Here is a 12,863-nt window from a genome sequence, read left to right as displayed (position 1 = left end):
GTAGAAGGACTCAGGATATCGGGTAATTCCGCCAGAACGATCCATTGCTAGGGAACGACCAGGTGCAGGGCAGACGGGGCGATGACGCTGGTGACCGGCATACCGACATGGAATCCGGCGAGAGCTTGATCGCGGCGGGTCACGAAGCAGATCAGCGGAAACCCCGCGTCAAGGTCGATGCGCACGATGGAGGATTCCTCGGTCACCGCCGTAACCCTGCTGGCAATGCGGTTGGTCGTCGGCAGGCCCGGCGCGTCGGGGGGTGCCACGTCAAGACCGACGTCCCCCGCCCGAATGCAGATGACGACGCCCCGCCCGGCAGGGTGCTGGTCGTGGACCGTGTCGGGGCTGGCCAGGAGCTCAGCGTGGCCGCTGCGAATCCGCAGTCCACCACGGGAGATTCCCACGATGGTGCCGGAGACGGTGTTCTCCATTCCTACCGCTCGGGCGACATCCCGGTCGGCGGGGCGTTCGAAGACATCCGTGGGAGTTCCGATCTGCCGAACGCTTCCGTCGATCAGGACCACGAGTTGGTCGGCTAGAGAGAGGGCTTCGTCGCGGTCGTGGGTGACGATGATCGCGGGGATCCCGGCGTTCAGGATGAGCTGGCGCAGCTCCGTGCGCAGGCTGAGCCGAGTGGGAGCATCCAGGGCAGAAAGCGGCTCGTCCAGCAGCAGCAAGCGGGGCCGGGGAGCGAGGGTGCGGGCGAGAGCGACACGTTGGGCTTCACCGCCGGAGAGTTCCCGGATCTTCCTGTGCTCGAAGCCACTGACACCGGCGCTCCGGAGCGCCTCCTGGACCCTCAGTACCCGCTCCGACCGGGGCATCGAGCCCAGCCCGTAACTCACGTTCTGGGCGACATCGAGATGTGGGAACAGAGCCAACTCCTGGAACATGTACCCGATACCGCGGTCCTGCGCGCGAACGTGTTGGCGTTCGCCGTCGTCGAGTACGTCATCGCCCAGGGTCAGCCGACCCGTCGAAATTCGATCCAGGCCCGCGACACAGCGCAGAATGGTCGATTTCCCCGAACCGGAGGGACCGAACAGAACGGTCACCCCGGGATCGTCCAAGGAGACCTGAAAATCGGCATCAACGATGTGGCGGCGCATCCGGATGGACAGGACGCTCTCCCCCGAGATCATGTCCGCGCCCAGAGCAGCGCACCACGGCGTTGCACTGCATAGGTCGCGGTCAGGACAAGGAGCGAGAAGATGAGGAGCACCAGACTGGTCAAACCGGCGGCTGCGTAGTCGAAGGACTGCACGGAGTCATAGACGGAGATGGAGACGGTGCGGGTCTGGCCAGGGATATTGCCGCCAACCATGAGGACGACACCGAATTCACCGATCGTGTGGGCGAAGGTGAGAACACCCGCCGTGGTCAGTCCGGCGCGTGAGAGGGGAAGAGTGATCTTCCACAGTGTGGCGGCCGAACTCCGGCCCAGCATCGTGGAGGCGTCGAGCAGTCGTCGGTCGACGCCGGCGAATGCTGCGAGCAGCGGCTGAACGGCGAAAGGCAGGCTGTAGAGAATGGATGCGATGAGCAGCCCGGTGAAGGTGAACGCGAGTGTCGCCCCGGTGAGCTCCTTCCACCAGCGACCGAACGGCGACGCCGTCCCCAGCGCGACGAGGACGTAGTAGCCGAGGACGGTCGGCGGCAGCACCAGGGGCAGGGCGACAATCGCCTCCACCACCACGGTCCAACGGCGACGCGAAAAAGCCAACCAGGAGGCGAGAGGCACGGCGATGACGAGCAGGATCGCCGTGGTCAGCACAGCAAGCCGCAGACTCACGCCAATCGCCTGCCAGTCCACCGGTCAGATCCCCGGGAAGGAGAAACCGTACCGGGCGAGGATTTCTGACCCGGAATCGCTGAGCATGACGTCCTTGAGCGTGTGGGCACCCGCGGCCTGGGACGCATCCCCCAGAATGACACCGCCCTGATCGAGCCGAGGATAGGAATCCAGCGGCAACTCCGCCCAGGTGCCTTCCTGGCGGAGGGGGTCTGAAAGCACCAACGACTTGGCCACGATCCCGGCATCGGCGTTACCGGACTGCACGAACTCAGCCGCCTGAGCGACGTTCTCGCCCAGAACGAGCTTGGGGGCGACCTTGTCGTAGAGTCCGGCAGTCTGGAGCGCGGCGACAGCGGCTTTGCCGTAGGGAGCGTGCTCCGGGTTCGCAACGGACACGCGCTTGACCTCGGGCTTGACGAGAATGCGCAGCCCCTCGCCGGGGTCGAGGTCGGAGCCGCCGGGAACCCAGAGCACCAGCCGACCGACGCCATAGGGAAACAGATCCTTCTCGTCGGCCAGTCCCGCATCCACGAGCTGCTGTGGGTAGGTCAGATCGGCGGACAGGAAGATGTCGAACGGCGCCCCGTTTTGGATCTGCTGCAGGAAAGTCCCCGACGATCCGTAGGTGATCTGGACTTTGAGTGAGGGATCGTCTTTCTCGGCCAGTGCGGCAATGTCGTCGAGGGCGAATTTGAGATCAGCCGCGGCAGCGACCGTCACGACCACCGAGCCCGTCCGCACGTCCGACGAATCGGGTTGCGCTGCCGGTGCGGCACCCGTGGCACAGCCCGCGAGCAGCAGGAGCGATGCGCCCAGAGCCAGCATGCGGCCGAAGCGGCTGCTCATGAACGATCCGAAGAGGGCGTCTCGACGAGGACCGTGGTCGCTTTGACCACGGCTGTCGCCAACGAGCCCGGCTCCAGGCCCAACTCATCGGCAGCTTCCCGGGTCATCATGGACACCACCCGGAAAGGCCCGGCCTGGATCTCCACCAGGGCGATGAGCCCCTCCCGCTGCACATTCGTGACGATTCCGTCCAGGCGGTTGCGAGCCGAACTATGAGTGTCGGCCGGACCGTCTTGATCGCGGCGTTCTCGAACGAACTTCGCGACCTCAGAACCCGGAATAACCATCCGGCCAACGTCCGGTTGCAGAGCCGTGAGCCGACCCTGGTCCACCCAGCGCCGAACGGTATCGTCGCTCACACGCAGCAGTGACGCAACTTCGCTAAACCGCAGATTCGTCATAATCACCGAGAATACACACTGTTCGAGACGAAAGTAGGCTATATGTCCCTTCTTCGAGGGTTTGGCAGTGCGCCCGTCTGCCGAAGAAGCCTCCATTCTTCCTCCCGGCCGCGCTGTGAACGGCATTGGGCGACTTCGGCGCGTCCGCGGTGTCGATGAGGCGCAATGCGGCGTCCCTCCTGCGCACACCCCGAATTTACTTGGCACCCCGTATCGACCGACTGTCGCTCATAACGGAGGCCCTGTCGCAATGTTGCGACAGCTGTTCCGGGGCGACGGGCCGCGAAACGAGGTAGCCCTGCACCGTGTCACAGCGCAAATCGCGCAGGAGTTGCAGTTGGCTCGGGCGTTCGACACCTTCGGCTGTGACCGAGAGCCCGATGGCATGAGCGGTGTCGATGATCCCGCCCACGAGAAGGGCGTCCGAGGGCGAGGAATCGATGTTGTCGACGAAGGTCTTGTCGATCTTCACCGTGGTCAGCGGCAGGCTGCGCAGCAGCGCAAGGGAAGAGAAACCGGTGCCATAGTCGTCCAAGGCGATACTGATTCCGGCCTCCCGGAGCTGCTGGAGCTGGCCGATCGCCCGTGGCAGATCCGTGATCGCGGCACCCTCGGTGATTTCTACCTCGATCAGGTGCGCGGGCACGTTGTGGCGGTGGAGTGCGGACACGAGGTCGGGAACGATGGTTCGGGCTGCGAGTTGGAGTGGAGACACGTTCACTGCGATCCGGCGCGGGGTTCCCGCATCCAACCACGTCCTGGCCTGGGCGCAGGCCTCGTTGATGACTCGCTGCCCGATGCGAAGGATGTCGCCGGACAGTTCCATGATCGGAATGAATTCCGCGGGAGACACGGCGCCCAGCACCGGGTCGGTCCAGCGGAGCAGCGCCTCCACGGCCGAGCGGTCGCCGCTGGCCAGGTCCATTTGCGGTTGATAGTGCAACGTGAAGGCACGAGTCTCGAAGGCCTCCGGCAGGCGCCGCCGGATGAGTGCGTTCCGCACGATCGGAGCAGCCTCTCCGTGCCCGTCGAGCCGCGCGACCTGGCGCTTACCGGCCTGCTTGGCCTTGAGCATCGCTCCGTCGGCGTGGCGGAGAAGCGCGTCAAGCCTGCTCAGCTCCCGTTCCGCCGCGACATCACCGACCGTCGCGATGCCGACGGATGCTGAAACGTGCAGCAGGTGGCCGTCGCAGACGAACGGCACCGACGCCCCGAGCACGACTCGGTCCGCGATGGCAAGGAGCTGCACATCATCCACATCGACCAGCAACACCGCGAACTCGTCACCGCCGAGGCGGGCGAGGACATCGGTGGGGCGGACAAGGTGACGCAGCCGGTCAGCGAATCCGATCAGGATCTCGTCCCCGGCCTGATGGCCGAAGGTGTCATTGATGGCTTTGAAACCGTCGAGGTCGATGTAGAGAACCGCAATGCGGGTCATATCCTCTGTGCCCTCAATCGACGCGGCACCGCTCTCCTCCAGTTGTCGCCGGTTGGGCAGGCCGGTCAGCGGATCGTGCAGAGCGGCATAACGAAACTCGGCCGACAACCGTTCAAAAATCTGGGACACCGAGACGACCCGGGGGCCCTCGTCGGTCAGCACGAGCACGTCCCGGTACCGGTTGCCCTCCGGCATCTCGAGGATGCGCTGCGCCGCGTTCGCCAGACTCATCTGCCCCGGCAGAGCGAAAGAGTTCTCCGGCACCATCTGGATGGCCGTTGACCGGGCATGCAGACCGCGACCGAACCCCAACCGGCCGGTCAACGTGAACTCGACCTGTTCCCGAGTCAGCAGGAAGCAGATTCCGTTTTCGTGCACGACGAGGGAACGAAGCTGTTGGTCCGCACGAAAGACACGGTCGATCTCTGTCACCGGCGTCGTGGCGGACACCTGCTGGACGCTGGTGGCAAGGTCAGCCAGAGACCCGACCCGGTCGGCGCGGTCGAGAACGGTGTCACGGATGGAACTCATCTTTCATGAGTACCCGACCGTGGCCTCCGACCCATCTGGACCCGCCGTAGTTTGCCAGCTGTTCAGCCGCCCGACGGATTCAACCCCGAGCGGCGTATGACTGCTGACAATGCCCGGTGCAGCCGGTTGCGAAATTCACTGAGCCGGGCGGACTGGCCGGCGAGGTTGTGCGGCGCGTATCGGGTCACTCTCGGAGGTAGAGCTCCAGGGCCGGCGTGCGCATCATCGCCAGAGCCCGTTTCTCAATCTGGCGGATGCGCTCCCGGGTCACACCCTCCCGGACGGCGATCTGCTCGAGGGTGCGAGGCTGGTCGCCGTTCAACCCGAACCGGGCCTCCAGAATCATGCGCTCCCGTGTGGGTAGCGCATCGAGATGAAACGTGATGTCAGACCGGCGTAAGGCCAGGGCCGCGTATTCCTCCGGCTGGGGCAGATCATCGTCCATGATCAGCTCAGAGATGTCGGCCAGGCCCTCACCGAGTGGGGTCTGATAGGAGATTGGTTCGACATCCCAGTCGAGCAATGCCCTCACGTCGGCCATCGGAGCCCGGCAGGCCTCGGCCAGTTCCGTCAGGGTGGGTTCGCGATACAGAGTTCCGATGAGGTCACTGCGGATGCGCTTGACCCTGTTCAGCTTCTCCACGGCGTGCAACGGGATCCGAATGGTTCGTCCGGCGCCAACCATGCCCCGGTGGATGGCCTGTCGGATCCACCAGACTCCATAGGTGGAGAACTTGTACCCGGTCGTGTAATCGAATTTCTCCACAGCACGCAGCAGGCCAAGGTTGCCTTCCTGGATCAGGTCCATGATCGGAATCCGACGGCCGGAGTACCGTTTGGCGACGCTGACCACCAGGCGCAAGTTAGCCTCAATGAACCGGGTCTTCGACCGGTCACCGTCACGGGCAAGCCAGGTGAGGTCCCGGGTCAGAACCGGATCGGCCATGCCTCGGGCAAGACGTGCGGCCGCGAACAGCCCAACCTCGATCCGCCGGCCCAGATCAACCTCCTCCTCCGCGGTGAGAAGTTCCACCCTGCCGATCTTTCGCAGGTACGACCCGAACGTGTCCGTCGGCCCCCGACCGTATCGTGCCGACGTGGGACGAGGCACGGCGGCCGGTGGGGCTGCGGTCCACAGAGGTTCGGCCGATTCGGAGTCAGGCATCTCCCATTCGCCAGCCATGGAGTCCTGGTCCGATGAACTCACTGGCTGACCGTCCCACCCGTGACATCTGCCACCGCGCTGGTTGCCGAGGGCACATACGTTCTCTTCAGCGGCCGTGTCACATCCATCGCCTCAACAACGTGACCGGGCTGCTGGAAGAAACCCAGCAGAACCGAGACTTCATCGTCGGGTCGCCTGCGCCCCTGAACCATCCAGGCGGTCGGAGAGAGCTCATTGACGCTGACACCAGCATGCGCGAGTGAGGTCTGATCACTATTTTTCATTTCTAACCTGCTTAGATATTTGATCACTGAGAATACACACCGGGCCGAGCCTCCTCAAGAGGCAAAATCACCCCGGGTCGGGCAGCAGGTGCCTGCCCAGACAACATGCGTACGCGGCAGGTCCAGGGGGTGGCAGCCTGCATAGAAAGCCCATACACGACGCCATTGCGACGTGGTGGGCTGTCCTCGTGATCGAGCCGAACGAACTGGTCGGAAAGCGCGGGTCGGCCGTCCAGCGGGAGCCCATTCGTGGAGCGGCGCGGTACAGTCCGCGATCGCAGACGGCTGGCGCTCGCGTCGCCGATGACCTAAGTTGTGAACACACCCCATCCGTGGCCTCTGACGCAGGAGTGAATTGTGACCGCATCCGAGCCGGGTCCCTCCGTTCTAACCCCGAACACCGGCACCCGGGTGGGCGGAGCCGGCCAGATCGGGGACCGGCTGGTCGGTGGAGGGCAGTGGCACGCACTGGCCCGATACGGTCGACACCTGAACGGGTGATGGTGGTCGGCTTGGACCCGTTCGCCACAATGGCGGCCGTGCTCACGGTGGCCGCGATTGTCGCTTTCATCGCGCACCGTGCGCGTCAGCCGCTCATCGTGGCTTTCATACTCGTGGGTGTGATCGTCGGCCCATCGCTCTTGGGCTGGGTGGAGGAGAAGGGCACTCTTGAACTACTGGCCGAGATCGGCATCGCGATCCTGCTCTTTCTTGTGGGTCTCAGGCTAGACATCCGGCTGGTCAAGTCGATCGGGCGTGTGGCGCTTGTCACCGGGCTCGGCCAGGTACTGTTCACCTCACTCGTCGGCTTCGGCCTCGCGCTTCTCTTCGGGATGCCCGTGGTCGTGGCCGCTTACGTGGCCGTGGCGCTGACCTTCTCGTCGACGATCATCATCGTGAAGCTGTTGTCGGACAAGCGCGAACTCGATGAACTCCATGGCAGGATCGCCCTGGGATTCCTGATCGTGCAGGACATCGTCGTTATCGTGGTGATGATCGTCCTCTCAAGCTTCGGCAGTGAGCGCGATGGCTCTTTGATGGAGCAGATTCTGTTCGTGCTGCTCGCGGCAATCGGACTCATCGGTGGCCTTGCCGTCGCGATGCGCTGGGTTCTCCCCCGCCTCCTGACGTTCGTTGCGAACTCGCCCGAGTTGTTGATCGTGTGCTCGATCGCCTGGGCTGTGGCGGTGGCCGCTCTCACCGACTATTTGGGCTTCTCCGTTGAAGTAGGCGCGTTCCTTGCCGGCTTCGCGCTTGCATCGACCCGGTTCCGGGAGTCGATCGCGTCGTCCTTGTCGGGCATCCGCGATTTCCTGCTGCTGTTTTTCTTCATCGCGCTCGGCGCTCAGCTCGACTTCTCCTCGATCGGCGAGCAGGTGCCGGCCGCACTGGCTTTTTCCGCGTTCGTCCTCATCGGCAATCCGCTCATCGTTCTCGTGATCATGGGGGTGATGGGGTACCCCAAACGCGTCTCGTTCCTTGCCGGCCTCGCCGTCGCGCAGATCAGCGAGTTCTCGCTGATCCTGGTTGCCCTCGGCCGCGACCTCGGCCATGTGGACAACGACACCGTCGGACTCGTGACGCTCGTCGGGATGATCACAATCGGAACATCCACCTACATGATCCTGTACTCAAAACAACTGTTCGCCGTGCTCGAGCCCGTGCTCGGCATATTCGAGCGCCGCCGCACGATCAACGTTTCGTTACCCGAGCCGAAAGCGTACGACGTGATCGTCTTCGGCAACGGGCGATTCGGAAGGCGCCTGATCGAGGAATTCGCAATCCTCGGCTACTCGGTTCTGGTGGTTGATTGGGACCCCTACGCGAAGATCGGCCTCGACAATGCGGCGATTGCGGATCGCGTGTCACTGGTTCACGGGGACGCGAGGAATATCGAATTTCCAGCGAGCCTTCCCCTGAGAACAGCAAAGTGGGTCGTCAGCACAATCCCGAACGTTGAGATCAATAAAGTTCTGGCCATCTCCCTCCGAGATCACGGCGCGACCGCCCCGATTGCGGTGACGGTCCACCGCGAAGCGGAAGCGGCCGAGTTCAGCAGGGAGATTGACGAGAAAATCGTCAATCTCGTTCTCGAGCCCTTCGACGACGCGGCAGACGACGCCATCGCCGCGCTGAGAGCCCTCTGAAACCTTCGTGGCAGAGCCGATCTGGCTACTCGATTGGCTGGAGAGTGAACGAAACGACCAGATCAGGCGGAGGGCCTGATCAGATCTCATTCACACACCCGGTGGGGCCTCCTCGAGAGCTAATACGTGTCGGGGGCAGTCGTCCCGGTGAAACGGCCTGAAACATTGCGGATGCGTCAGTCTCGACCGAACAGGATCCTGGCGGATCTCCGATCCGTCAGGATCTCGTAATGTTTTCGTCGTTGTGCTCGGCGCTTGATGTGGCTTGACTAAATTTTGTCGAGAGGAACCCATGTCCACAACGGCAAGCGCATTGGTCGACACCCCGGCGATGACGCGCGCTTCGCGGATCATGATCGCTGCGCTCCGATGCGGCGTCGCCCTCATGTGGATCCAGAATGTGGCGTGGAAGATTCCCCCGGACTTTGGCCGAGCGAACAACGAGGGCCTGTTCTTCTGGGCCGGCCTGGCGGTGTCGCATCCGGTGTTTGCGCCGTATTCAACGTTCGTTGACGTGGTCGTGCTGCCGAACATTGAGGTCTTCGGATGGTTCACGCTTCTGATCGAGGGCGGGCTGGGCGCATTCCTGCTGATCGGCCTCGCGACACGATTCTGGGCCATCGTCGGTATCGGCCAAACATTGGCGATCACCCTCTCGGTTCTGTTCGCGCCCCATGAGTGGCAGTGGTCGTATTACCTGATGGGGCTGGCTCATCTCGCGATCTTCGCGACCGCAGCCGGGCGCTGCTACGGAGTCGACGGGGTCCTGCGCACGGCGTGGTCTGCGTCTTCCGGACGCGTCTCACGGCTCATGCTGAGGGTGTCATGACGGTCGTATCCGGCACATCGAGTGCCTACGACCGCGGGGCGATAGTGATCGGTGCCGCCGCGATCATCCTTGCCGGTTTCGTGTTCGGCGCCTCGCTCCCGATTGAGTTTCGATTCGTGAACATGGGACCGGTTGGCGCAAGCATCCTCGTGGCCGGCGGCATTCTCTCGATCGTGAGCGGCATCATCCGGAGCCGGCTGCTGCGATTGATTGCAGGGGCGCTGCTTACGGGGGCCGCCCTCCTCCAGCTCGTGGGGCTCGCCCTCTCGGTCCGGCCTCTCGGCGGGGACGCCTCTGCGATGGCGGTGGCCGGCGGCCTGGGCATCGGACTCCTCGCACTCTCGTTTTCACCACCTTCCCCAGCCCAGCCGCACAACCCGACGAAAGGCAGACCGTGATCGACGTTGTCAAACAACTGGAGCCCGTTGTGGAGATCGCCCGCAAACATGCGCACGACGTGGATGCTGAGGGCCGGTTTCCCGAGGAAGCCGTCGCCGCGCTGCGGTCATCGGGACTGCTCGGACTGACTCTTCCGACCGAGGTCGGCGGGCTGGGCCGAGGACCTCGGGAGCTGGTCCTGGTGGCCGGCGCCCTCGCCGGCGCCTGCGGATCGACCGCGATGATCTACCTCATGCACGTGAGCGCCGCGATGCCGATCGCTGCAGCGCCGCCCACGGGGATGCCGGGACTGCTCGCCGACCTCGCCAGCGGCCGCTCGCTTGCCTCGCTGGCCTTCTCCGAAGCGGGTTCGCGCTCGCATTTCTGGGCGCCCGTTTCGCGGGCGACGTCGACACCAGAGGGCATCCGGGTTTCCGCGAAGAAGAGCTGGGTCACGTCGGCCGGCCACGCCGACGTCTACGTCATGTCCACGGGCACACCGGATGCGGACGGTGTGGACCTCTTCGCGATCGCCGCCGGGTCGACCGGCCTGTCGATCGATCGCCCGTGGAAGGGCATGGGCTTCCGTGGGAACTGCTCGAGCCCGATGACCGTCGACGTCGACACGACCGAGGGCTTCCGTTTAGGCGCGGCCGGTGGGGGGTTCGACCTGATGATGGGGCATGTGTTGCCGTGGTTCAACCTGGGTAACTCTGCCGTATCGATCGGTCTCAGCCGGGCAGCGGTCGATGCCGCCGTGCGGCACACGATGGGGGCGCGGCTCGAGCATCTCGATCAGAGCCTGTCGTCATTGCCGACCATCCGGGCCCAGCTCGCGAAGATGTCGATCGATCTCGCCAATGCGAGCGCCTATCTCGACGTGGCCGCGGGAAAGGTCGCCGCTCCCGAAGATGACACGCCTCTCTTCGTGCTCGGCAGCAAAGCATCGTCAAACGATGCTGCACTGCGTGTCACGGATGTCGCCATGCGCGTCTGCGGCGGGGCGGCGTTCTCTGAGCACCTGCAGATCGACCGCTACTTCCGCGACGCTCGAGCGGGACACGTGATGGCCCCGACATCCGACGTGCTCTACGAGTTCTACGGTCGGGCGATCACCGGCAGACCCCTCTTCGATGCGCCGAAGGCGGCTTCCGGGGCCCCACAGTCCGAGACGGCCGGGGCCGCAGCATGACCGCTCCACTCGTCATCGGCTCGGTCGCCTACTCGCCCAACGTCGTACCGATCTGGGAAGGGTTGCGGGACTACTTCGCCGAGACCACGACACCGATCGACTTCGTGCTGTTCTCCAATTACGGCAGACAAGTCGATGCTCTCATCTCCGGGTCGCTCGATCTCGCCTGGAACACCAATCTCGCCTGGGTGCGCACCGTCGCCCAGACCGATGGCGCCTGCCGCGCACTCGCATCGCGCGACACGGATCTCATCTTCAAGACGGTGTTCGTGGCTCGATCAGGGAGCGGATTCACGTCACTCGAGAGCCTTCGGGGCCGCCGCCTGGTTCTGGGATCGCGTGATTCGGCACAGGCGGCGATCCTGCCGATACACTTCCTGCGCGAGGCCGGCCTCAGCGAGGGAGACGTCAGTCTCACCCGGATCGACAGCGACGTGGGAAAGCACGGCGACACCGGTCGAAGTGAGTTAGACGCTCTGCGCGCCGTCCTCGATGATCGCGCGGATGCCGCCGCGATCGGCGTCAACACGTGGCAGGCGATCGGGCGAGGCGAGTTGCTGCCCGGGGCGTTCGAATCGTTCTGGACTTCGCCCGAGTACAGCCACTGCACCTTCACCGCGATGCCCTCGCTCACGGTTGAGCGCGCGGATCCATGGGTCGCGAATCTGCTCGCCATGGATTGGACGAATCCGCAGCATCGTCCGATCATGGAGATGGAGGGACTGCAGGCCTGGGTGCCTCCGAGGCTCGAGGGCTACGCGTCCCTCGTCGCAGCGGTGAGCGAGCAGAGAATCGCCCCGAGATGGTGACCCCGACCTCACCTGTGAGCCTCCCTGGGGCCGAACGCACCGCGATGGGCGTCGTGCTCGACCTCATCGAAGGCATCAGGCGTGTACCCACTGGCGGAACGGCGACTGTCGAACTTCGGCAAGCACACCCTGCTGCCGCGCTGGACCTCATTGCGGCTTGGTGTGCCGCGAGCGGCAACGAAATCGTCGTGGCCGAGGAATTATCCGTGACCGTTCGTCACGGGCGCACTCCCGACCCGCTCGCGCAACTCGACCCCTCGCAACGACCAGGATCGCGGGTGTGGGTCTACACGAACTTCGACTGTAACCTCGCCTGCGACTACTGTTGCGTTCGCTCGTCACCGAAAGCAGAACGGCGGGCGATCGGAGCCGACCGGCTCCAGCAGATCGCCCGTGAGGCCGCCGACGCGGGCGTCAGCGAACTCATCCTCACGGGAGGCGAGCCTTTCCTCCTGAACGACCTCGATGATCTCGTGAACTCGTGCACCGACCAACTCCCCACGACACTGCTCACCAACGGAATGCTGTTCCGCGGAGCACGGCTCGAACGCCTGCGCCGAATGGATCGGTCCCGGCTCACCCTCCAGGTCAGCGTCGACTCAGCCACTCCGGCCATCCACGACAGTCACCGTGGAACCGGGTCGTGGGCGAAGGCCGTCACCGGCATCCGCATCGCACACGATGAGGGGTTCCGCGTGAAGGTCGCGGCCACTCTCCCCGCCGATCAGATCCACGAACTCGACCCATTCCACGACTTCCTCGACACCCTCGGAATCTCACGCGAGGATCAGGTTATTCGCGCGCTCGCGCACCGCGGCGTGTCCGACTCCGGCATCGAGCTCACGGTCGACTCGCTGATCCCCGAGGTAACGATCACAGCCGACGGTGTGTACTGGCATCCAGTCGCAGCCGATCACGACGACCAGTTCGTGACCCGCGACATCTTTCCCCTTGCCGACGCGATCGCAGAGATCACCCGCCGGTTCGTCGAACACCGCCGCGCGGCCGACCGCGCCGCGGAGTGGTTCCCCTGCGCCTAGAC

The 12,863-nt window shown here is 64.3% G+C and carries 13 protein-coding genes; 6 read left to right on the top strand and 7 right to left on the bottom strand.

All coding sequences use genetic code 11. From position 1 onward, the window contains the following. Window positions 1-47: 47 nt before the first annotated feature. From E3T49_RS02815 to E3T49_RS02785, 7 genes are all read right to left on the bottom strand, one after another. On the bottom strand, window positions 48-1,145 hold the full coding sequence (locus E3T49_RS02815) for an ABC transporter ATP-binding protein (protein ID WP_134423279.1): 1,098 nt from the start codon (window positions 1,143-1,145) through the stop codon (window positions 48-50). Continuing rightward, window positions 1,142-1,795 (bottom strand): molybdate ABC transporter permease subunit, encoded by a 654-nt coding sequence (modB, locus tag E3T49_RS02810; RefSeq protein WP_198414210.1) that lies wholly within the window; start codon window positions 1,793-1,795, stop codon window positions 1,142-1,144. The genes E3T49_RS02815 and modB overlap by 4 nt, the downstream gene beginning before the upstream one ends. Before the next feature lie 24 nt (window positions 1,796-1,819). Further along, a complete protein-coding gene (gene modA, locus E3T49_RS02805; RefSeq protein WP_134423275.1) occupies window positions 1,820-2,644 on the bottom strand; it encodes a molybdate ABC transporter substrate-binding protein in 825 nt (274 codons plus the stop codon). Further along, the gene (locus tag E3T49_RS02800; protein WP_134423273.1) at window positions 2,641-3,045 is read right to left on the bottom strand and encodes a TOBE domain-containing protein; all 405 of its coding nucleotides are present in this window, start codon (window positions 3,043-3,045) and stop codon (window positions 2,641-2,643) included. Before E3T49_RS02800 ends, modA begins: the two co-directional genes overlap by 4 nt. Before the next feature lie 196 nt (window positions 3,046-3,241). Beyond that, complete coding sequence (locus tag E3T49_RS02795) at window positions 3,242-5,017, bottom strand: putative bifunctional diguanylate cyclase/phosphodiesterase (RefSeq protein ID WP_134423271.1); 1,776 nt, start codon at window positions 5,015-5,017, stop codon at window positions 3,242-3,244. A 184-nt stretch (window positions 5,018-5,201) separates the two neighbouring features. After that, a complete protein-coding gene (locus E3T49_RS02790; protein WP_420898526.1) occupies window positions 5,202-6,128 on the bottom strand; it encodes a sigma-70 family RNA polymerase sigma factor in 927 nt (308 codons plus the stop codon). Window positions 6,129-6,220: 92 nt separating this feature from the next. Continuing rightward, window positions 6,221-6,466: a hypothetical protein gene (locus E3T49_RS02785; RefSeq protein WP_134423267.1), complete on the bottom strand. Its 246-nt coding sequence runs from the start codon at window positions 6,464-6,466 to the stop codon at window positions 6,221-6,223. A gap of 500 nt (window positions 6,467-6,966) precedes the next feature. Here E3T49_RS02785 and E3T49_RS02780 point away from each other — a divergent pair, with 500 nt between their 5' ends. The 6 genes from E3T49_RS02780 to E3T49_RS02755 all read left to right on the top strand — a co-directional run bounded on the left by E3T49_RS02780 (window position 6,967) and on the right by E3T49_RS02755 (window position 12,861). Beyond that, window positions 6,967-8,613, top strand: a complete 1,647-nt coding sequence (locus tag E3T49_RS02780; RefSeq protein ID WP_134423668.1) for a cation:proton antiporter — start codon at window positions 6,967-6,969, stop codon at window positions 8,611-8,613. Window positions 8,614-8,926: 313 nt separating this feature from the next. Beyond that, window positions 8,927-9,442, top strand: a complete 516-nt coding sequence (locus tag E3T49_RS02775; protein ID WP_198414208.1) for a DoxX family protein — start codon at window positions 8,927-8,929, stop codon at window positions 9,440-9,442. Then, window positions 9,439-9,840: an Rv1678 family membrane protein gene (locus E3T49_RS02770; RefSeq protein ID WP_134423263.1), complete on the top strand. Its 402-nt coding sequence runs from the start codon at window positions 9,439-9,441 to the stop codon at window positions 9,838-9,840. The genes E3T49_RS02775 and E3T49_RS02770 overlap by 4 nt, the downstream gene beginning before the upstream one ends. Next, on the top strand, window positions 9,837-11,012 hold the full coding sequence (gene fadE16 / locus E3T49_RS02765; RefSeq protein WP_198414207.1) for an Rv1679 family acyl-CoA dehydrogenase: 1,176 nt from the start codon (window positions 9,837-9,839) through the stop codon (window positions 11,010-11,012). Before E3T49_RS02770 ends, fadE16 begins: the two co-directional genes overlap by 4 nt. Then, the gene (locus E3T49_RS02760) at window positions 11,009-11,821 is read left to right on the top strand and encodes an Rv1680 family SBP-like protein (protein WP_134423261.1); all 813 of its coding nucleotides are present in this window, start codon (window positions 11,009-11,011) and stop codon (window positions 11,819-11,821) included. Before fadE16 ends, E3T49_RS02760 begins: the two co-directional genes overlap by 4 nt. Continuing rightward, on the top strand, window positions 11,815-12,861 hold the full coding sequence (locus E3T49_RS02755) for an Rv1681 family radical SAM protein (RefSeq protein ID WP_420898523.1): 1,047 nt from the start codon (window positions 11,815-11,817) through the stop codon (window positions 12,859-12,861). The genes E3T49_RS02760 and E3T49_RS02755 overlap by 7 nt, the downstream gene beginning before the upstream one ends. Window positions 12,862-12,863: the final 2 nt, after the last annotated feature.

The organism is Cryobacterium cryoconiti, from assembly GCF_004403065.1.
GTDB classification, from domain to species: Bacteria; Actinomycetota; Actinomycetes; order Actinomycetales; family Microbacteriaceae; genus Cryobacterium; species Cryobacterium cryoconiti.
This window is presented reverse-complemented; position numbering and strand designations above follow the sequence as displayed.

What these genes read in the sequence shown, in the direction of transcription:
- E3T49_RS02815 (WP_134423279.1), bottom strand. Translation starts at nt 1,145, where the DNA reads ATGATCTCGGGGGAGAGCGTCCTGTCCATCCGGATGCGCCGCCACATC.
- E3T49_RS02755 (WP_420898523.1), top strand. Translation starts at nt 11,815, where the DNA reads ATGGTGACCCCGACCTCACCTGTGAGCCTCCCTGGGGCCGAACGCACC.
- E3T49_RS02780 (WP_134423668.1), top strand. Translation starts at nt 6,967, where the DNA reads ATGGTGGTCGGCTTGGACCCGTTCGCCACAATGGCGGCCGTGCTCACG.
- E3T49_RS02760 (WP_134423261.1), top strand. Translation starts at nt 11,009, where the DNA reads ATGACCGCTCCACTCGTCATCGGCTCGGTCGCCTACTCGCCCAACGTC.
- modA (WP_134423275.1), bottom strand. Translation starts at nt 2,644, where the DNA reads ATGAGCAGCCGCTTCGGCCGCATGCTGGCTCTGGGCGCATCGCTCCTG.
- E3T49_RS02770 (WP_134423263.1), top strand. Translation starts at nt 9,439, where the DNA reads ATGACGGTCGTATCCGGCACATCGAGTGCCTACGACCGCGGGGCGATA.
- E3T49_RS02785 (WP_134423267.1), bottom strand. Translation starts at nt 6,466, where the DNA reads ATGAAAAATAGTGATCAGACCTCACTCGCGCATGCTGGTGTCAGCGTC.
- E3T49_RS02795 (WP_134423271.1), bottom strand. Translation starts at nt 5,017, where the DNA reads ATGAGTTCCATCCGTGACACCGTTCTCGACCGCGCCGACCGGGTCGGG.
- E3T49_RS02800 (WP_134423273.1), bottom strand. Translation starts at nt 3,045, where the DNA reads ATGACGAATCTGCGGTTTAGCGAAGTTGCGTCACTGCTGCGTGTGAGC.